Consider the following 21,690-nt stretch of genomic DNA (forward strand, 5'->3'; position numbering starts at 1 on the left):
CTGGCCGACGAAGGCATGTTCAGCGCGGTGGCGGCGGCCGGCATTGAAGCGGCGGCCGAGCACAAGGGCGAACTGGCTGGCCGCGTGGACCTCAACACCTGGGTGTCGATGGCCATCTCCGACGCGGTGGACTCCGCCAGCCACCATATGCAAAACGGCCTGTCGGTGGTGGCCACCGTGGGTTCCACCGCGCCGTTTGTCGGCCTGTTTGGCACGGTATGGGGCATTTACCACGCGCTGACCGCGATCGGCATGTCCGGCCAGGCGTCCATCGACAAAGTGGCGGGCCCGGTGGGCGAGGCGCTGATCATGACCGCGATCGGTCTGGGCGTGGCGGTGCCGGCGGTGCTGGGATACAACTGGCTGGTGCGTCGCAACAAGCTGGTGCTGGACATGGTGCGCGTGGTGGCCGGCCGCCTGCACGCCAGCCTGCTGAACGCGCGCTGAGGCGACGACGATGAAGGGGCGCAACGCAAGATTCGGCCAAGGCCACGGCAAGGGCGACGAAGACGCGGTGATGTCCGCGATCAACACCACGCCGCTGGTGGACGTGATGCTGGTGCTGCTGATCATCTTCCTGATCACGGTGCCGGTGGTGACGCAGACGGTGAAGATGGCCTTGCCGAAGGAAAGCAATATCCCGACGCAGACCAAGCCGGAGAACATCGTGCTGGGGGTGGACACCGGCAACACCATTTACTGGAACACCACGCCGGTGAAGACGCAGGAAGAACTGCTGGCGCGGCTGGTGAAGGAGGCGAAGAAGGAGCCGCAGCCGGAAGTGCACATCCGCGGGGATCTGGCGGCGAAGTACAGCCCGATCGGCCGGATCGTGCTGGCGGTGCAGCAGGCGGGCATCGTGAAGATCGCCTTTATTACCGAACCGCCGCCGCGCAACTAGAAGGGAGAGCAAGATGGGAATGAATGTAGGCTCGTCCGACGACGAGCTGATGGTGGAGATGAACACCACGCCCTTGATCGACGTGATGCTGGTGCTGCTGATCATGTTGATCATCACCATCCCGATCCAGACGCACGCGGTGAAGCTGGACATGCCGGTGAGCAGTCCGGCGAAGCCGATGGAGAAGCCGGTGGTGGTGCAGATCGACATTGCGGCGGACAACGGGATCTTGTGGAACGGAGAGCGTTTGGCGAACCGGGAGGCTTTGGAGAAGAAGCTGACGGAAGCGGCGGCGCGGGCGCCGCAGCCGGAGTTCCACATCAAGCCGAACAAGGACGCGGGGTATGAGCCGGTGGCGATGGTGCTGGCGGAATCTCAGCGTTTGGGGGTGACTAAATTGGGCATCGTGGGCTCCGAGCAGTTTGTGCAGTGACCCCGCGAGTCCGGCCAAGGCACGCCTTATATAACTTGTCTTGATCCATATATTGTCTTTGTCATGAAATTGATGTTTGACCCCTTGTAAGGAAAAGGCAGCCTTCGGGCTGCCTTTATTTTGCAATTGCGAGCCGGCCCGGCATTTTCACCGGAACCAAAACAAGGAAAACAGGGCCGCAGAGAAATGGAGTGAAAGGAACCCCGATGAAAATGAAGTTAGCCCTGATGGCCGCCAGCCTGTTGCTGGCCTGGCAAGCGCAAGCCAGCGCCGTGTCCGGCATCGACAAACAGCATTTCGACAGCGCGGTGCGTCCGCAAGACGATATCTATCACGCGGTCAACGGCGCCTGGGTCAAGCACGCGGTGTTGCCGGCGTCCGAAGATAACGACGGCGCTTTCAAGCAATTGCGCGATCTGAGCCTGGAACGCAGCCGCAAGCTGATAGAGGAGGCCGCCGCCAAGCCGAAGGCGTCGGCTGAGGCGCAAAAGATCGGCGATCTGTATCACAGCTTCATGGACGAGGCCGCGCTGGACAAGCTGGGCCTGACGCCGATGCGCGGCGAACTGACGGCCATCGCCGCCTTGAAGGACAAGAGCGCCTTGGCGGCCTGGATGGGCGCGGCGCAGGGCTTAGGCGTGCAACAGCCCTTGGCTTTTTACGTTGAAGCGGACGCCAAGGACGCGCGCCAATACCTGGCCGGCCTGTATCAGAACGGCCTGAGCATGCCGGACCGCGACTACTATCTGGGCAAGGACGCGCGCTTCGAGAAGGCGCGCCTGGCCTATCGCGCCTATCTGGTCAAACTATTCAAGCTGGGCGGCTACGCCGACGCGGAGCAGCGCGCCCAGCGCGTGTTCGCGCTGGAAACCAAGCTGGCGGAAGCCCAGTGGAGCAAGGTGCAGAACCGGGACCCGCAAAAGACTTACAACAAGATGAGCGTGGCCGAGCTGAAAAAGCGGGCGCCGGGCTTTGACTGGCAGGCTTTCCTGGATGCGGCCGAAGCCGGCGGCGTCAGCGCCGTCAACGTCAATCAGCCCAGCTATGCAGAAGCCTGGGCCAAGCTGGCGGCCGCGTTGCCGCTGCAAGACTGGCAGGATTATCTGACGGCGCAGACGCTGGACGCCTACGCGCCTTATCTGGACGGCGTCCTGGCGCAAACCCGTTTCGATTTCCACGGCAAGGCGCTGGCCGGCACGCTGGAGCAACAGCCGCGCTGGAAGCGCGGGGTGAAGGCGGTGGAGGGCAATCTGGGCGAAGCCCTGGGCAAGCTCTATGTGCAGACTTACTTCCCGCCGGAGTCCAAGGCCAAGATGGAAGCGCTGGTGGGCAATCTGATGAAGGCCTACGCCCAGAGCATAGACACGCTCAGCTGGATGAGCCCGGCCACCAAGAAGGCCGCGCAGGAAAAACTGTCCAAATACATGCTGAAGATAGGCTATCCCAACAAGTGGAGAGACTACGGCGGCCTGGAGATCAAGCGGGACGATCTGGTGGGCAATATCAAGCGCGGCTCGATGTTCGAATACCGCCGCATGCTGGCCCGCTTGGGCAAGCCGGTGGACCGCGAGGAGTGGGGGATGACGCCGCAAACCGTCAACGCCTACTACAACCCGTCGCTGAACGAAATCGTGTTTCCGGCCGCCATTCTGCAGCCGCCGTTCTTTGACGCCAAGGCGGACGACGCCGCCAATTACGGCGGCATCGGCGCGGTGATCGGCCATGAAATCAGTCACGGTTTCGACGATCAGGGCAGCCAGTTCGACGGCGACGGCAATATGCGCAATTGGTGGACGGCGGAAGACCGGGCCCGTTTCGACCAGCTGACCGGCAAGTTGGTGGCGCAGTACAGCGGCTACGAACCCTTGCCGGGCAAGCATATCAACGGCGAACTGACGCTGGGGGAGAACATCGCCGATAACGCCGGCCTGCAAATCGCCTACAAAGCCTACCTGCTGTCCCTGGACGGCAAGCGCGCGCCGACGATAGACGGCATGAGCGGCGACCAGCGTTTCTTCTACGGTTTCGCCCAAGTGTGGCGCACCAAGATTCGCGACGAGGCCTTGTTGTCGCGTTTGGTGACCGATCCGCATTCGCCGGGGGAGTTCCGCGCCATCGGCGCGGCGAGCAATAGCGACGCCTTCGCCGAAACCTTCGAGGTCAAGCCCGGCGACAAGATGTTCAAGCCCCAGGACGAGCGCATTCGCATTTGGTAAGCGCCGGCGCAATGCCCGCCGCGCGTCGGCGGGCTGGGAAAAGCCGGGGTCTCCCGGCTTTTTCAATGGCAGGCGCGTAGCACGGCTGCAATCTGGCGGGCGCATAGTGGCTTGGGCGGGCTAAAGTCCAGATTGCGGCCCGGCGGTCTCGGCCCCGGCCGAGAGCTCGGAGCAAAAACTCTAAAAAAATGGATTTTCCCACAATGCGGGGGGATAATGCCCGCCAGCATTCAGGAGAGATAGGCTGATTTAATGAAGTGCGTTGACGATTTCAGACTGCGGCTGGGCAAGCAGGAGCTGGTGCCCATCATGATAGGCGGCATGGGCGTGGACATCTCCACCTCGGCGCTGGCGCTGGAAGCGGCCAGGCTGGGCGGCGTGGGCCATATTTCCGACGCCATGGTGCCCACGGTGACCGACCGCCGCTTCAACACCAAATACGTCAAAGACAAGCTCAAGCAGTACAAATTCAATGTCGAGAACAGCGACAAATCCGTCGTGCAGTTCGACTTGGGCCTGCTGGCCGAGGCCACCCGCATGCATGTGGGCAAGACCATGGAAGCCAAACGCGGCGACGGCCTGGTCTTCATCAACTGCATGGAAAAGCTGACCATGAACGCGCCCAAGGAAACCTTGCGCACGCGCATGCACGCCGCGCTGGACGCCGGCATCGACGGCATCACCCTGGCCGCCGGTCTGCACCTGGGGTCCTTCGCGCTGATGGAAGACCACCCGCGCTTTCGCGACGCCAAACTCGGCATCATCGTCTCCTCGCTGCGCGCCCTGCAGCTCTTCCTGAAAAAGAGCGCGCGCAGCAACCGCTTGCCGGACTACGTGGTGGTGGAAGGCCCGCTGGCCGGCGGCCACCTCGGCTTCGGCATGGACTGGGCGCAATACGATCTGGCCGCCATCGTCGTGGAAATCCGCGACTGGCTGCGGGCGGAACAACTGGATATCCCGCTGATTCCGGCCGGCGGCGTGTTCACCGGCAGCGATGCGACCCAGTTCCTGGAAATGGGCGCCGGCGCGGTGCAGGTGGCCACCCGCTTCACCGTGGCGCGCGAATGCGGCCTGCCGGAGAAGGTGCAGCAGGAATACTTCAAGGCCAACGAGGACGACATCGAAGTCAACCAGCTGTCGCCCACCGGCTATCCGATGCGGATGATCAAGCACTGTCCGGCCATCGGCGACGGCATCCGGCCCAATTGCGAGGCCTACGGCTATCTGCTGGACGCCAAGGGCGGCTGTTCCTATATCGAGGCCTATAACCGCGAAGTGGCCGCCCACCCCGGCGAGCGCCGCATCAAGGTGTGGGACAAGACCTGTTTGTGCACGCAGATGCGCAATTTCGATTGCTGGACCTGCGGCCACAACGCCTATCGTCTCAAAGACACCACAGTCCGGCGCGAAGACGGCGGCTATCAACTGCTCAGCGCCGAGCACGTGTTCCACGACTACCAATACAGCAAGGATCACAAAATCGCCTTGCCGGAGCTGGAGAGCATTGTTCTGGCTTGAGCGGAACAAGACGCGGCAGACTAAAAACCGGAAGCGAGGCTTCCGGTTTTTTTATGTGTTACGTATTTTCACGTAGTTACCTTGTGATTGTCATTATTTAAAATGGGAACATAAATACCATTTAAATAATTTAAAATAATCACTCTAAGTCTCCGTGAACCATACCCTGATTCAGGCCGCCGTTTTGGGCGGCTTTCTTGTTCCCGCCGCCGGCGCCGCCGCGCTGGATGAACACATTCTTCGGCATCAGCAACAACAACTGGAGCAGCAGCGGGAAGAGCTGCAACGGCGGCCCGACGTGCTCCAATCCCCATCCGCGCCCAGTCCCGCCGCTCTGCCCGCCGCCGCGGGAGCTCATGAAGGCGCGTGTTTCACGGTGAGGCAAATCGCGCTGGAGGGCATGCCCGTCGCCTGGCGCGGCTGGCTGCCTGCGGCGGCGGCCCGCTGGCAAGGCCAATGCCTGGGCTTGGCCCAACTGGACCAGGTGGTGGCGGAGCTGAGCAATGCGATGGTGGAGCGCGGCTATGTCACCAGCCGGGTGTATCTGCCGGAGCAGAACCTGGGGCAGGGCCGCTTGCGGCTGGCGGTGGTGCCGGGGCGCATCCATCAAATCCGGCTCAAGGACGGGCCGGGCGACCGCGGCCTGGCTTCCGCCTTTCCGCAGGGCGCCGGCGACATCCTCAATGTGCGCGCGCTGGAGCAGGGCTTGGAACAACTGGGGCGAGTGCCCACCCAGCAGGCGACGATGGAAATCGTGCCTGGACGACAGCCGGGCGAAAGCGATGTGGCGGTCAGCCGCAGCCGTGCGCGCCAGCTGACCGGGCAACTGAGCCTGGACGACAGCGGCCAGCCCGCCACCGGCAGGCTGCAGAGCAACGCCAGCCTGCTGCTGGGAGGCACCACCGGCTTCAACGACCTGTTGTCCCTGTCCTGGAGCCAGGACGCCGAGCATATCGCCCATCCGCTGAGCCAGGCGCATACCGTGTCCTGGCTGCTGCCCTGGGGCGACTGGACCGCGTTCGCCAGCTATAGCGCGTTCGCCTACCGGCAAACGGTGCAGGCGGTTAATCAGTCTTTCTCTTCCAGCGGCCACAGCCGCAATACCCAGTTGTCGCTGGCGCGCTTGCTGCATCGAGACCAGAGCAGCAAGACCGAACTCAAGGCCAGCCTGACCCGCAAGGCCTCGCGCAGTTTTATCGAGGACGCGGAAATCGCGCAGCAACGCCGCGATCTGACCATCGCCGGCTTGGAGCTCAGTCATCGCCGCTACCTGGGCGAAGCGGTGCTGGACGCCTCGCTGGGCTATCAGCGCGGCATCGGCGGCTGGGGCGCGCAAAACGAGGCGCAAACCGCCGCCGCCGGTTTCACCGCCCGCCATGAACTGTTCCAAAGCCGGCTGGCCTTGCAGCTGCCGCTGCGTCTGGGCGGCCAAACCTGGCGCTGGAGCAGCGAGCTGCGCGGCCAGTACAGCGCCGACCCGCTGCTGCCGTCCGAGCAGTTCTCCATCGGCAGCCGTTACACCGTGCGGGGTTTCAACAGCAATAGCCTCAGCGGCCGCGGCGGCCTGTACTGGCGCAATGAGCTGAGTGCGCCGCTGTCGGCCCCGGCCGGCGCGCAACTGGAAGGCTATCTGGGCCTGGACGCCGGCCGGGTGTCGCATCCGGCTTACGCCGAGGATACCAGCCGCAGCCTTTCCGGCTGGGCCGCCGGCCTGCGCGCGCAGTTGGCGGGCAAGCTCAGCGCCGAGCTCAGCCACGAACGCGCGATGCGCCAGCCGCAAGGCTGGAACCGGCCCGCCATCACCCATTTCAATCTGACCCTGCTCTGGCAATAAGCCCGTTTTGCCGAGCCCCCAGCCTTGAGCGTGCGTTCAAGGCCGGGCCCTGTCCCGTTTCGACGACGCCATCATGAACAAGACTCTCTATCGCATCATCTTCAATCAAGCGCGCGGCCAACTGATGGCGGTGCAGGAAACCGCAAGCGGGCAGGGCAAGGGCGGCGGCCGCGGCCAGACTGCGGCGGGGGCGAGATTCGCCGCCGCGCGCGGCTTCGGCTTCAAACTGTGCGCGCTGTGGGTGGGCGTCGGCTTGGGCAGCGTCGCGCTGGCGGCGGACATCGTGGCCGATCCGGCTGCGGCGGCCGGCAAGCGGCCGACGGTGATTCAGGCCAATAGCGGGCTGCCGGTGGTGCAGATCGCTGCGCCCACCGCCGCCGGCGTATCCCACAATCAGTACCAGCAGTTCAACGTCGGCCCCAAAGGGGTGGTGCTCAACAACAGCGCGCAAGTCGTCAATGCCCAGTTGGCCGGCTATGTCGGCGGCAATCCCAATCTGGCCGGCGGCAGCGCCCGCATCATCCTCAACGAAGTCACCCACGCCAACCCCTCGCAGCTGAACGGCTATCTGGAAGTGGCCGGCCAGCGCGCGCAAGTGGTGGTGGCCAACCCATGGGGCATCAGCTGCAGCGGCTGCGGCTTCATCAACACCCAGCAAGCGATGCTGAGCACCGGCGCGCCGCAACTCAACGCCCAGGGCGCGCTGACCGGTTTCCAGGTCAACGGCGGCGCCGTCAGCATCAGCGGCGCCGGCTTGAATGCCGGCAATGTCGATAAATTCGCCATCATCAGCCGCGCGCTGCAAGTCAATGCCGAACTGCACGCCAAGCAACTGGATCTGGTACTGGGGCGCAACCAGGTGGACGCCGACACCCTGCAGGCGCGGCCATTGGCGGCCGACGGCTCCGCCGCGCCGACCTTCGCGCTGGACGTGGCGCAACTGGGCGGCATGTACGCCAACGCCATCCGCTTGGTGGGCACCGAGGCCGGGGTGGGCGTCAATCAACAAGGCGAGATGGCCGCGCGCGCCGGCGATCTGCAGTTGACCAGCGCCGGCGACTTGTTGCTGAAGGGCAAGACCTTCAGTCAGCTAGACATGAGGCTCAACAGCGGCGGCAAGCTGGAGCACGGCGGCCAGACCCGCAGTCAGGGCGCGCTGCAAGTGGCCGCCGTCGGCGCGGCCCAACTGGACGGCAGTCTGACGGCGGGCGGCGCGCTCGACATTGAAGCGACCGCGGTGGCGGGCAAGGGCAGCGTGGCCGCCGGCGCACAAGCCGACGGCAAATTGGGCGAGACCGGCGCGCTGACGCTGCGCAGCCGCGGGGGTCTGGATTTCCATGGCGAATTGCTGGCCGGCGGCGATGCGAGCATTCAGGCGGGCAAGGCCCAGTTGCAGGGCGCGGTTCTAGGCGCCAGCCACGGCGATTTGCGGGTGACGGCGGACGGGGATTTGAACGCCTCGCAAGCCAAGCTGGGCGCCCGAGGCCTGGCTCGCTTGCAAGCCGGCGAGGGGATCCAGCTGCGGCAAGGCGCGTTGAGCGCCGGACAGCTAGAACTGCAGGCGAAGACGCTGGACAACCGCGGCGGCCTGATTGCGCAAGGCGGCGCGGCCGCCGGCTTGGTGGACGTGCAAGGGCTGCTGGACAACCGCGACGGCGTGATCGCCAGCCAGGGCAAAACGCTGACCGTGGACGCGGCGGCCATCGACAACCGACATGGCGAAATCAGCCACGCCGGCGCGGATACGCTGAGAGTGAGCGCGGACAAAATCGACAACCGCGAACAAGGCAAGCTGCACAGCGACGCCAAAGCCGAGGTCAAGGCGGCGGAGATCGACAACGCGCAAGGGCGATTGACCACCTTGCAAGGCCTGGAGCTAAACGCCAGCGGCGTGCTGCGCAACGACGGCCTGCTCGGCAGCGATGGCCAGTTCAAGCTGACGGCCGGGCAGTTGGAGAACGGCGCAGGCCTGATCCAGGCCGGCAAGGATTTGAAACTGACGGCGGCCAGCGTCAACAACGCCGACAAAGGCCAGATTCTGGCCTTGGGCAAGGACGCGGCCAGCAGCCTGGAGATCAGCGGTCAGCTGAACAACCAGGGCAAGATCGCCGGCAATGCCGGGCTGGACATCAAGGCCGCCGACATCGACAACCACGGCGGCACGCTGCAGTCGGCCGGCGAGTTGAAGCTGGAGAAGCAAACCAGCTTGAACAACGACGGCGGCCATATCGTCGCCAAGGACCTGGACCTGAAGGCGGGCATGCTCAGCAACCAGGGCGGCGAAGTCTTCGCCCAGCAGCAGCTGGACGCCCAGCTGAGACAACTGAACAACGCCAAGGGCAGCCTGATCGGCTCGCAAAGCTTTACCCTCAGCGCCAGCGATGTGCTGCGCAACGATGGCCTGCTGGGCAGCGACGGCACGTTCAAGCTGACGGCTGGGCAACTAGAGAACGGCGCAGGCCTGATCCAGGCCGGCAAGGATTTGCAACTGACGGCGGCCAGCGTCAACAACGCCGACAAGGGCCAGATCCTGGCCTTGGGCAAGGACACCGCCAGCAACCTGGAGATCAGCGGCCAGTTGAACAACCAGGGCAAGATCGCCGGCAATGCCGGGCTGAGCGTCAACGCCGCCGAGATCGACAATCACGGTGGCACGCTGCAGTCGGCCGGCGAGTTGAAGCTGGAGAAGCAAACCAGCTTGAACAACGACGGCGGCCATATCGTCGCCAAGGATATGAACTTGAAGGCGGGCACGCTCAGCAACCAGGGCGGCGAACTCTTCGCCCAGCAACAGCTGGATGCCCAGCTGGGACAGCTGAACAACGCCAAGGGCAGCCTGATCGGCTCGCAAGGGTTCACTCTCAGCGCCAGCGAGGTGCTGCGCAACGATGGCCTGCTGGGCAGCGACGGCACGTTCAAGCTGACGGTCGGCAAGCTGGAGAACGGCGCGGGCCTGATCCAGGCCGGTAAGGACCTGCAACTGACGGCGGCCAGCGTCAACAACGCCGACAAGGGGCAGATCCTGGCCTTGGGCAAGGACGTGGCCAGCAGCCTGGAGATCAGCGGCCAGCTAAACAACCAGGGCAAGATCGCCGGCAACGCACAGCTGGATATCAAGGCCGCCGACATCGACAACCACGGCGGCACGCTGCAGTCGGCTGGCCAGTTGAAGCTGGAGAAGCAAGCCGGCTTGAACAACGACGGCGGCCATATCGTCGCCAAGGATCTGAACCTGAAGGCGGACACGCTCAGCAATCAGGGCGGCGAAGTTTTCGCCCAGCAACAGCTGGACGCCCAGCTGGGGCAACTGAACAACGCCAAGGGCAGCCTGATTGGTTCGCAAAACCTGAACCTCAGCGCCAGCGAGGTGCTGCGCAACGACGGCCTGCTCGGCAGCGACGGTCAGCTCAAGCTGACGGCCGGGCAGTTGGAGAACGGCGCAGGCCTGATCCAGGCCGGCAAGGATTTGAAACTGACGGCGGCCAGCGTCAACAACGCCGACAAGGGCCAGATCCTGGCCTTGGGCAGGGACACCGCCAGCAGCCTGGAAATCAGCGGCCAGTTGAACAACCAGGGCAAGATCGCCGGCAACGCGCAGCTGGATATCAAGGCCGCCGACATCGACAACCACGGCGGCACGCTGCAGTCGGCCGGCCAGTTGAAGCTGGAGAAGCAAGCCAGTCTGAACAATGACGGCGGCCACATCGTCGCCAAGGATCTGAACCTGAAGGCGGACACGCTCAGCAATCAGGGCGGCGAAGTTTTCGCCCAGCAGCAGCTGGACGCCCAGCTGCGGCAACTGAACAACGCCAAGGGCAGCCTGATCGGCTCGCAAGGGTTCACTCTCAGCGCCAGCGAGGTGCTGCGCAACGATGGCCTGCTGGGCAGCGACGGCACGTTCAAGCTGACGGTCGGCCAGCTGGACAACGGCGAGGGCCTGATCCAGGCCGGCAAGGATATGCAACTGACGGCGGCCAGCGTCAACAACGCCGACAAGGGGCAGATCCTGGCCTTGGGCAAGGACGCCGCCAGCAGCCTGGAGATCAGCGGCCAGCTGAACAACCAGGGCAAGATCGCCGGCAATACAGAACTGAAGGTCAACGCCGCCGACATCGACAACCACGGCGGCACGCTGCAGTCGGCCGGAGAGTTGAAGCTGGAGAAGCAAGCCGGCTTGAACAACGACGGCGGCCACATCGTCGCCAAAGACCTGAATCTTAAAGCGGACAGGCTCAGCAACCAGGGTGGCGAAATCCGCCACTTGGGACAGTCCATGGCGCAATGGCAGGTGCGTCAGCGTTTCGACAATCAGCAAGGCACCTTGTTCAGCAACGGCGGCCTGACGCTTGCAGCCCAATCGCTGAACAATCAGCAGGGCTCGTTGAGCAGCCTGGGCGCGCAATCATTGCAGTTGGCCCAAGGCTTGGACAATCAGGGCGGCGCCTTGGTCAGCGGGCAGGGGCTGCAATTGCAGCTGGGCGCGGTCTTGAACAACCAAGGCGGCACGGTGCAGGCCGAATCCCTGCAACTGCACGCGGCCAGCCTGGGCAATCAGGGCGGCAGCATCAAGGCGCTGGGAGCCGGCGACGGCAAGGTCGCCATCGGCGGGACGCTGGACAACTCCGCTCAAGGCCTGTTGGCCGGCAATGGCCGTCTGGAGGTGAGCGCCTTGGCCTTGGACAACCGCCAGGGCGTTTTGCAAAGCGCGGCCAAGCTGGACGTGCAAGTGGCGCAACTGGCTCAGAACCAGGGCGGCAAGATCCAGGCCGGGCAACTGCAGCTGAAAGCCGCCGAGCTGAACAACCAGCAAGGTCTGCTCAGCCAGGCCGGTGACAGCGCGGCCAAGCTGGAGTTAAGCGGCCAGCTGGACAATAGCCGGCAGGGCAAAGTGCTGTCCAACGGCCAGCTACAGGTGACGGCGGCGGGCTTGCTGAATGCCGGCGGCACGCTCAGCAGCCAGGGCGATTTGCAACTCAGCGCGAGCGGAGCGCTGGACAATCGCCAGGGCGCTTTGGGCAGCAACGGCGCTTTGAAGTTGGACAGCGCCAGCGTGGACAATGCCGGCGGCCTGATCCAGGCCGGCCACACCTTGAGCTTGGATAGCGGCAGCTTGCTCAACCATGGGGGCAAGCTGTTGGCGCTGGGCGGCGGCGACAGCCGCGTGACGCTTAGCGGGCAATTGAACAACGGCGGCCAGATCGCCGGCAACGGCGATTGGCGGATCAAGGCGCAAGGACTGGACAATGCCGGCGGCAGCCTGCTGAGCGTGGGCAGCCTGGGTATAGACACGGTGACCCTGGGCAATTCCGGTTCCTTGCTGGCCGGCAAGGATTTGAGCCTGACCCTGGCCAGCGACTTCATCCATGTCGCGGGCAGCAAGTTGCAGGCCAATGGCAAGCTCAGCATCAGCAGCAGCGGCAATCTGATCAATAGCGGCCAGTTGCAGGCCGGCGGCGATTTGGTTTTGAGCGGCGTCCGCTGGACCAATAGCGGCGAGGTCAACGCCGGGGGCAAACTCAGCGCTGCGCTGAGCCAGGCGCTGAGCAATAGCGGCAAGCTCAGCGCCGGCGCCTTGCAACTGAACGCCGCCAGCGTGTTGAACACCCACTCCATCACCGGCGGCGATATCTCCATCCAGGCCGCCAGCCTGGACAACGGCGGCAATCAGGGTCTGATCGCCTCTGCCGGCAATATGGCGCTGGATATCGGCCAGACGCTGAATAATCACGACGGCAGCTGGTTGTATAGTCAGGGGGATATGCGCATCGGCAAGGCCGGAGCGGCCGCAGGGCAGGTGATTAACCATGTGGCGACTTTGCAGTCCGATGGCAATATGTTTATTGATGCGGGGAGGGTGAGTAACGAATCGAGCCCAATAGAGATATTGCCAAGTAGCGAAGTTGCGGAGAGTTATAAAAAAACACTATATGAACTTCCTTCCGTTATCTATGAATATGTGGATTGTGGAAAGGATGGTTCGAGGCAGTGCGAGCATAGCATATCCTACGTTGGTTTTGTCCCTTTTTATGCGGTAGCATCTGTTGATGAAGGAAGTAAGTATCTTAGGGTTAAAGGTTCTGTTGGCGATAAACCGGTATCAGTTCCATATTTTTTGAAGGTGGAGAGTGGGTGGCAGGCTGGTTATTACTATTTGCCTGGATATGATCCTAAAAAACATATCTTGCCAACGGATTCTCGTCAGGTAATGATGAATAATCTTGATCCAATGGTGCTGGAATATGGCAAGGCGGAGTCATTGATGAAGGCAGGGGCTAGAGTTGATGGCTATGGCGCGTCACGGAAAATAAATATCATTCCAGTGTCTATTTCAGTGCCTGGGAGGGATGAAGTTGGAGTCCCGGGTGAGGTGGCGAGAAATTACTCTATTTCAACTAAGACGGATATGGCGTCAGGGGAAAGTAATCCTGCGAGCCTATTAGTGGCTGGGGATTTGTCTATTCAGTCTGTAGATGTGTTAAATAAGTACAGCTCTATTGCAGTTGGTCAAAATTTGGTTATGAAGGCAGGGAATAAAATAAATGGTGTAGGTCAGCAGCTATTAAAGACCGTTACGGAGACAACACAGGCTGTGTTTTATGCGGGTAGAGTTGGTAGCCCAACTGTTTCAACGCGTTCGGAAGTCCTAGCCTCGTTGGATGCCACTATTAGTACCGGCCAAAAACTCACGCTACAAGCCCCCACCATTTCCAACGGCAAGGCTTCTCAGCTCGATATCTCTCTAACTACCGGCGATAGCCAGTCCAAAGCGACGGCGGTAAACACCACGGCGGGCAAGGCTTTGGCGCAAGCCGATGGCGACGCGGCCAGCGCGGGCAAGAAGCTGGGCGGCAAGCCGCTGGATGCCCTTGCCTCCGCGCAAGCGTTGGCTGGGCCGCTGACTGGCGCGCAAGCGGCGGTGGAGCTGCAAAAGTCCGCTGTGACCAGCCAAGCCGGCGCGCAGTGGGACGGGACCAAAACCTCGGTGTTGCCGCAGCAAGTGTTGCTGGAGTCCGCCGGCACCAAGGCGGCCAACCCGGTGGCCGGCGGCTATAGCCTGCCTAATAACGGTCTGTTCCAGACGCGCCCGGCGCCGGCGCAGCCCTATCTGGTGGAGACCGACCCGCGCTTCACCCAGTACAACAATTTCATTTCGTCGGATTACCTGCTCAAACAATTGGGCTACGACCCCAGCCGCGTGGAAAAACGCCTGGGCGACGGTTTCTACGAGCAGCAACTGGTCAGCCGCGCGGTGACCGAGCTGACCGGCAAGCGCTTTATCGGCGGCAACGCCAACGCGACGCAGCAGTACCAGCAATTGATGAGCCAGGGCGCGGAATACGCTAAGCAATTCCAATTGACGCCGGGCGTGGCGCTGTCTGCGGAGCAGATGTCCCGCCTCACCGCGGACATGGTGTGGCTGGTGAAGCAGAATGTCGACGGCCACGACGTACTGGTGCCGGTGGTGTACTTGGCCAAGGCGCAGGAGCAATCGCTGCGCGGCCAGGGTGCGGTGCTGGCCGGCAGCCATATGGCGTTGCTGGCCGATGGCTCGCTGATCAACAGCGGTACGTTGAAGGCGGACAACAGCCTGTTGGCGCAAGCGGGCGATATCCGCATCGAAGGCGGCAAAGTGCTGGCCGGCGGCGACCTGGGCCTTGGCGCTCGCCACGATCTGCTTGTTGGCGATGACAAGCAACACAGCCAGGCCGGCAGCGTGATCCAGGCGGGCAGCTTGCAGCTGCAGGCCGGCAATGATTTGAAGCTGCAAGCCGCGCAGCTGCAGGTCAGCGGCGACGCGCAACTGCAGGCCGGCCGCGATCTTGACATCGCCAGCCGCGAAAACCGCTACAGCCATGCAGGCAACATCGGCCGCAGCCAGTACAGTTACCAGCAGGTCGACCATGTCGGCAGCACGCTGCAAGTGGGCGGCAGCTTGGGCTTCAACGCTGGGCACGACCTCACGCTTAGCGGCGCGGACGTCAAAGCCGGCGGCAAGCTGCTGGCCGTGGCCGGCAATGAGCTGACCCTGCAATCCACATTGGATAGCAAGCAAGGCCAGGGCAGCTGGAATGGTTGGGGTTGGGGCGCGTACTCGACGTTGGACCAGACTCGCCACGCCACCCAGCTGCAGGCCGGCGGCGATATGCTGCTGCAAGCCGGCGGCAATCTAGCCCTCAACGGCTCCCAAGCCCAGGCCGGCGGCGGCCTGCTGGCGCTGGCCGGCAAGCAACTGACGCTACAGAGCGAGGCCAACACCAAGCAAGATATCGGCAGCAGCGGGGGCAGCAGTCACAACTGGCGAACCGACTCCCTGACCGTGGCCGCGCTCTCCGGCAAGAACGACTTGCAAATGCAAGCCGGCGGCGACGCCTTGCTGAACGGCGCCAGCCTGCTCAGCGGCGGCAAGCTGGGCCTGTCCGCCGGCAACGACATCAAACTGGGCGCGGTGGCCACTGAGAACCGCAGCGACAACAGTTGGGGCCAGGATGTCCACAATAATTACGACCTCACCCAGCACGGCAGCGCGCTGCGGGGAGAGACGGGGCTAACGCTGTTGGCCGGCCGGGACGTCGCAGCTCAGGCCGTCAGCCTGTCCAGCGACGGCGAGGCCGCGCTGGCGGCGAGACGCGACGTCAGCTTGAGCTCGGCGACGAATCTGCACAGCGATTACAGCAAGACGGTGCGTTCGTCCGGCGGCTTCATGCGCAAGAAAACCACGGTGGACATCAGTTCTCATCAGAGCGCCACCCAGGTGGGCAGCAATCTGTCAGCGGACAAGGTCGCCGTCAGCGCCGGGCGTGATCTGGGCATCCTGGCCAGTCAGGTGGCGAGCACGGACACGGCATCGTTGCAAGCGGGCAACGACATCCGCGTCCAGGCCGGCACCAACGCCAGCCAAAGCTTCCAGTACCACTACGAGAAGAAGTCCGGCTTCTTCGGCACGGGCTGGGGCGGCTTCATGATAGGCAGCAAAGAGCTGAGCGACGCGATGAACGCCCAAGGCACCACCCAGAGTCAAAGCAAGAGCCTGGTGGGCAGCTTGAAGGGCGATTTAACGGTGCAGGCCGGCGGCAAGCTGCTGGTGCAGGGCAGCAGCCTGAGCGCCTTGAACGGCGACGTGGCGGTGGGGGCCAACTCCGTGCTGGTGCAGGATGGCCGGGACGTCATGGTGGTGGACCGCAGCCATGTGGAGAAGCAAAGCGGCTTCTCCATGAAAACCGTCAATACGCTGAAGGACACGTTCGACAACCTGAAAGAGATCGTCAGCACCCGCCACGGTTTTGGTCTGGTCAAGGGCGTGGGCGCGGAGATCTCCGCCTTCGCGCTGTCCAGCAGCAGCCAGGATATGTCCTATTCCTCGCTGGAGCAGGGCTATCAGCAACATAACCGCACCGTCAGCAGCGTGGGCAGCGCCATCCTGGCCGGCGGCGACATCAAGCTGCTGGCCAGCGGCAAGCCGGAGCAACTGCCGGGCAATGGAGACTTGTCCGTCATCGGCTCCAGCCTGCAGGCCGGGGGCAAGGTGGACTTGTTCGCCAAGGGCAATGTCGACATTCTGGCGGGCGTCAACGACAGGCAAGACAGCTTCAGCAGCTACAGCCACGCTTCGCGCACCTCTTTGTATGCGCCGCAGCTCGGCGATCTGGTTCGCGCGTTCGAGGGCGTGCCCAACCACAGCGGCACCTCGCTCACGCCGTACAACCAGGCGCGGCAAGACGGCAACGGCAGGCAGAACGACCAGCAACTCAACCCCAGCCAGGTTCGCGGCGAGCAAATCCGGGTGGTCAGCCTGGGCGGCGACGTCAATGTGGTGGGCTCTGCGTTGCAGGGGGTGAAGGACGTGACCGTGGCGGCGGATCAAGGCAGCGTCAACGTGCTGGCCGCCACCGCTCATTACCAATTCAACCAAGACAACAAGGGCTTCACCCTGGGCAATGTCGGCGGCGGCAATCACTCCGCCACGGTCGGCGTCCAGCACACAGAGGACAAGGCGTCGGGCAGCGGCAGTCAGCAAAGCGCAGCCCTCAGTCAGATCACCAGCCTGCAAGGCAATGTCGCACTCAGCGCCGCCGACGCGGTGCGGGTGGCCGGAGCTCAGTTGGCGGCGGGGCAGGATTTGACCTTGAGCGGCAAGTCCGTGCAAATCCGGCCCGGCGTGGATCAGGATAGCCGCGTCGAAACCCATCACATGGACCAATGGGGCGTCACCGCCGGAGTCAGCAGCCCTGTGCTCAGCGCGCTGGATGCGGTGGATAAGATGGGCCAGGTGGCGGCGGGCGGGCAGAGTGCCGATTCGCGCACCCGCGCCTTGGCGACGGGCACCGCCGCATTGGCCGCGTACAACGGGTATAAAGCGGCTCAGGCGGCGGCTGATGGTCAACTGGTGTCCGCCAGCGTCACCATCGGCGCCAACCGCAGCGACAGCAAGCAGGAAAGCCAGTCCCTCACGCATACCGACACCCGGCTGGAGGCGGGGCGAGATCTGCTGATACAGGCCAGCGGCGGCGGCAAGGACTCCAATATCGATATCGTCGGCAGTCAATTGCAGGCCGGCCGCAACGCGACGCTGAAGGCGGACAATCAAGTTGCGCTGCAGTCGGCGCAGGACAGCAGCAGCTTGCGCGGCGAGAACAGCGGCTCCGGCTGGGGCGTGGGCATCGGCGCTTCCTTCGGCCAGGGGGGCTTCAGCGTTGGCGTCACCGCCAACGCCAACCACTCCTTCGGCCGTGAAAGCGGCGACACGGTCGATCAACGCCACGCCACGGTAAACGCCGGCAATACCTTGACCCTGCAATCCGGCGGCGACGCCGTGCTCAAGGGCGCGGAGGCGCGTGGCCGAGAGATCGTGGCCAATGTCGGCGGCAATCTGGACATCCAGAGCCAGCAAGACCTGCACCAGTACCACAGCAGCGGAAAGAGCCTGGGCGGCAGCGTCACCGTTGGACTCGGCTTCAGCGCCAGCGGCAGTTACAGCCAGCAAAAGATGGACAACGACTACGCCAGCGTGCAGAACCAGTCCGGCCTCAAGGCCGGAAACGGCGGCTTCCAAGTGGTGGTCAAAGGCAATACCCATCTCACGGGTGGCGTCATCGCCAGCAGCGACAAGGCGGTGGCGGACGACAAGAATAGTTTGAGCACCGGCACGCTGATCGTCGGCGATGTGCAAAACCACGCCAACTACAGCGGCAGCAGCATCAGCCTGGGTGGCAGCGGCAGCATGAAGGGCGGAGAGGTCAAGTTTGGCTCCATGGACGCTGTGGGCGGGCAAGATATCCATGCTCAGCAATTCGGCAACGGGGGCGGAGCCAACGCCTTCGGTGCGATAGCCGCCCATGAGAGCGCGGATAGCGTCACCCGCGCCGGGGTCAGCGGCGGCAAGCTGAGCATTGTCGACAGCGCCGGTCAGCAAGCCTTGACCGGCCAGACGGCGGAGCAAGCCGCCGCCGCGCTCAACCGCGACGTCAGCAGCGACAGGGACAGCGCAAATTCCCTACAGGACAAGTTCGACAAGCAGCAATTGCAAACCACCTTCGCAGTGGTGCAGGCGCTGACCGAGCAGGTCAGCGTGTTCACCGCCGCCAAGGCCGCGGAAGCCAAGGCGGCGAAGGAGGAAGCGGACAAGGCGCAAAAGGATCCGGCCAAGAGCGATGCGGAGAAGGAACGCCTGCAAGCGACGGCAGCCAATGCCGCCAAGTGGGCGCCAGGTGGAGCCTACAGCCAGATCCTCACTGCGGTCACCGCCGGCATCGGCGGCAATGTGGCCAACGGCCTTGGCGGCATGGCGCAAAACGCCGGCATCGCCTATCTGCAAGGCCTGGGTGCTCAGCAGGTGAAAGCGTTGGTTGACGGGATGGAGGGCGGCGCCAAAACGCCGGAAGGCGAAATTGTTCGCGCCGTGCTGCACGCCGCGCTGGCCTGCGGCGGAGCCAGCGCCAGCGGGCAGAGTTGCGGCGCGGGAGCCGCCGGGGCCGCCGCAGCGGTGGCGTTGAACAATGCTTTGGACGCGTTGCAAAAAACCAGCCCGGACACCATGACGGCGGAACAGAAGTTGCAACGAGAAAGCCTGGTGAGCGGCTTGCTGGCAGGTTTGTCTACTGCCACGGGCGGGATGGACACCGCCGCGACTACGGTGAATGCGGCGAAGACGGAGATGGAGAACAACACTCTGTCCCTGCCTGAGAAGAAAGTGTTGATCGCGGCGGAGGTGGCATGCCGTGAAGGGGATGCAAAAGCGTGTCAGGTTCGGGATCAGCTAAAATGGTTGGATGCCACGCGTAATGCTGAAATTGATAAGCTGGCGCGAGAAGGTGACGAGGGCATGCTTGGCGCATTCTCTGGTTTAGGGCCTTTGATCGGAAATATAGATGATCAGAAAAAGCAATTGGAGCAGTTGGAGGCGCAGGCGCAGGAACTCCAGAAGAGAGTCGAGTCGGGTTGTTCCATTGTGGCTGTCAAGTGTGATCTGGAAGCTAATCAGGCAAAGCTCGCGTTTACTCAGCTTTTAATCCGAGAGACCAAACGAGAGCAGGGTGTGTTGCAGCAGATTGCAAACATTGTTTCGTCTGAGCACACCATCAAGAATGGCGAGCCTGGCCTAGTGCAGACAATGCCAGAGTTGGATCTGTTTGCTGGATTTGGTGTTTTGCGTGGAGCGTTTAAGGCTGCGACAGGACCATTGCTGGGGAGTGAGGGCCTTGCTAGTCTCCGAGGGGGAGTCGGCACTGCGAGTGGATTAGATGCTTCATCTGCAGCGAATGATTTCGTAATGTTTTATCATGGCACATCGCCAAAGAATGCCGCCAATATTCGATCGATAGGTGTGGATTTGTCTGAGTCGAAATTGACCAATGATTTTGGTCCTGGTTTTTATATGACAACCTCTCGTGATGAAGCTATTAGTTCCGCAACTATGATGAGCAAAAATTCGCAAGATGTCGTTGAATTCTCAGTGCCTAAATCAGAGCTTGAAAAACTGAATAGCAAGGTTTTTGGAGGGGCAAATGGAGAGTGGGCTGACTTTGTTGCAATGAATAGGCAATTGACAACTGTTCCTTACCTTCCGCCTGATGAGTGGAAGTATACTTTTGATTTGGTAACAGGGCCAATGTTTGGTGGGGTTGGCAGAAATGGGATAAGAACATTGCCTGCTAGAGGTAATCAAACAAGCATACATACAAAAGAAGCGGTGGATTTGTTTAATAAATATATGCTAAGGAGATAAAATTGTTGCTTCCATCAACAGGTGAGGATGAGGCTTGGTTGTTTGAACGAATAGTTTTTCAACTGCAGAAGGATTATGGTCACACAGAGGAAGGGGCGATTGGCCTAGTGTGTGATTATTATAAAAAATTTACTGATCCATCGTTTTGTGCTTTATATAATCAATCTGTTCAAACGGTAGAGTTTTTTTGTAGAGAAGAGTCTTTGCTCATGGCGGATAGAATTCAGTTTTATGAAGCTTTAGGCAATGAACCTGACGAGAGGGCGTTTACTCAATGGCATAGGGTGCAACGTTCTAAATAAACTGGAGTGAATGATGGCAGTATTAATTGAAGGTATATCGGTAGTTATTCGTTGTCGATCGATTATTGAGAAGGTGCCTGGGGGTATTGCGCATTTTATGCGGATGCTCCCAAATAAAACACTCCGCTCGGATGGTGAACTGGCATGCGTTCACTTTGTGAGTCCTCATGAGACGCGAAGTTATGTGGAAACTCTAAGCGGAATGGGCTTGAGGTACAAGGGCGATGATGGAGCAGCTGTGGATCTTGTGGTTGTTGATCAAATGCATGGGCCGATGGTTTCTTGTGACTGGTTAGGGTTCGGTTGCGCGGATTGGGATGATGATCCAAGGCAACCCGTTGCAGTTTGCTTTGTGCCTCCTGCTGTTAAAGCAAAAGTCATGGCGCCAGAAGGATGGCGTTATGCAGACTCTTTGAGTGCTAATGGCAAATTTGTGGCTGGCGTTGATGCTCCATCAAATTTGGTGTTTTTGCGACAAGATGATGGTGTGGATGTGTTTGTAGATAGAGAAACAGGAAAGGAGTTCTTTCTTCCAAAACTTAAAAGGTAGCTGTGTGCATGATCTGAATTTTGAGTGGCTGAAGATTATTTACATAAAAATAGTCCGTGAGGATTTGAATGTGATTCGCTACTTTTTACGCCTTGGCAGAAGAGTGTGAACTGTTGAAAATAATAGGATTGAAACGAGGCGAGAAGGTGGTCGCTGAATTTGGAGACTATCTTCCATTTAAATTTGATTTGACTGATGAAGAGAGTTGTAATTGTGTTTATTGGAGGCTAGGTAATTTTAAGAGTTCATTAATTGAAATAGGGGTTGATCGAAAAAGTGGGGTGGTGGCCAGCTTTTCTTTGGTGATTTTTGATTGTTTTGAGCGTGGAGTTCCTGAGCTGAGTACTTCATTGCGAGAAGAGGTTGGAGTGCCATGTTTTTCGGTTGATTGGTGGCATGAAGAGATGCTTTTGGATGAGAGGGCTGAGGTTCGGATTTTCTATAATTCAAATAAGATAATGATTGCTTGGGCTGATGTTGATGCGACGGAGTGGATTGCCGTGTCTGATTGTGTTGAATTTGGGGTTGGATTTTCAGGAAGGCTTTGCTGGGTCTGTGTAAGAGGGTTGCCCGAGGAAAGTATTAATGGCTTGTCTTTGCTTCAGAGCGCAAATTAGTTTGAGAATTTATTGCTGAGCTTGGCTGTGGGCGTAATAATTCTCATGGCGGCTTTAGGAAGGATCTAGGTGTTTTTGTAAGTGATGAAACACGTGC

At 61.2% G+C, this 21,690-nt stretch carries 10 protein-coding genes; all 10 read left to right on the forward strand.

Annotation, left to right across the window (positions count from 1 at the left end):
* A partial coding sequence (locus QUG03_RS05760) for a MotA/TolQ/ExbB proton channel family protein (protein WP_500819614.1) occupies nt 1-447 on the forward strand: 447 nt, incomplete at its 5' end.
* A gap of 10 nt (nt 448-457) precedes the next feature.
* Nucleotides 458-901 carry an ExbD/TolR family protein gene (locus QUG03_RS05765; RefSeq protein WP_227103650.1) on the forward strand — a complete coding sequence of 148 codons (444 nt, stop codon included), beginning with the start codon at nt 458-460 and terminating at the stop codon, nt 899-901.
* Between the two features lie 13 nt (nt 902-914).
* On the forward strand, nt 915-1,334 hold the full coding sequence (locus QUG03_RS05770) for an ExbD/TolR family protein (RefSeq protein WP_227103648.1): 420 nt from the start codon (nt 915-917) through the stop codon (nt 1,332-1,334).
* A gap of 206 nt (nt 1,335-1,540) precedes the next feature.
* Nucleotides 1,541-3,550, forward strand: coding sequence for a M13 family metallopeptidase (locus tag QUG03_RS05775; RefSeq protein WP_500819615.1), 2,010 nt, complete (start codon nt 1,541-1,543; stop codon nt 3,548-3,550).
* Nucleotides 3,551-3,802: 252 nt separating this feature from the next.
* On the forward strand, nt 3,803-5,068 hold the full coding sequence (locus QUG03_RS05780; RefSeq protein WP_235089053.1) for a nitronate monooxygenase: 1,266 nt from the start codon (nt 3,803-3,805) through the stop codon (nt 5,066-5,068).
* 154 nt (nt 5,069-5,222) lie between these two features.
* A complete protein-coding gene (locus QUG03_RS05785) occupies nt 5,223-6,902 on the forward strand; it encodes a ShlB/FhaC/HecB family hemolysin secretion/activation protein (protein WP_500819616.1) in 1,680 nt (559 codons plus the stop codon).
* A gap of 73 nt (nt 6,903-6,975) precedes the next feature.
* Nucleotides 6,976-20,124 (forward strand): hemagglutinin repeat-containing protein, encoded by a 13,149-nt coding sequence (locus QUG03_RS05790; RefSeq protein WP_500819617.1) that lies wholly within the window; start codon nt 6,976-6,978, stop codon nt 20,122-20,124.
* A gap of 2 nt (nt 20,125-20,126) precedes the next feature.
* Entirely contained in the window at nt 20,127-20,426 is a 300-nt protein-coding gene (locus tag QUG03_RS05795) for a hypothetical protein (protein ID WP_227103639.1), read from the forward strand.
* A 13-nt stretch (nt 20,427-20,439) separates the two neighbouring features.
* Nucleotides 20,440-20,976 (forward strand): hypothetical protein, encoded by a 537-nt coding sequence (locus tag QUG03_RS05800; RefSeq protein ID WP_500819618.1) that lies wholly within the window; start codon nt 20,440-20,442, stop codon nt 20,974-20,976.
* A 113-nt stretch (nt 20,977-21,089) separates the two neighbouring features.
* Nucleotides 21,090-21,593, forward strand: a complete 504-nt coding sequence (locus QUG03_RS05805) for a hypothetical protein (RefSeq protein WP_500819619.1) — start codon at nt 21,090-21,092, stop codon at nt 21,591-21,593.
* The last annotated feature ends 97 nt before the right edge of the window (nt 21,594-21,690 follow it).

The sequence above is a fragment of the Chromobacterium sp. CCUG 30098 genome, from assembly GCF_059916605.1.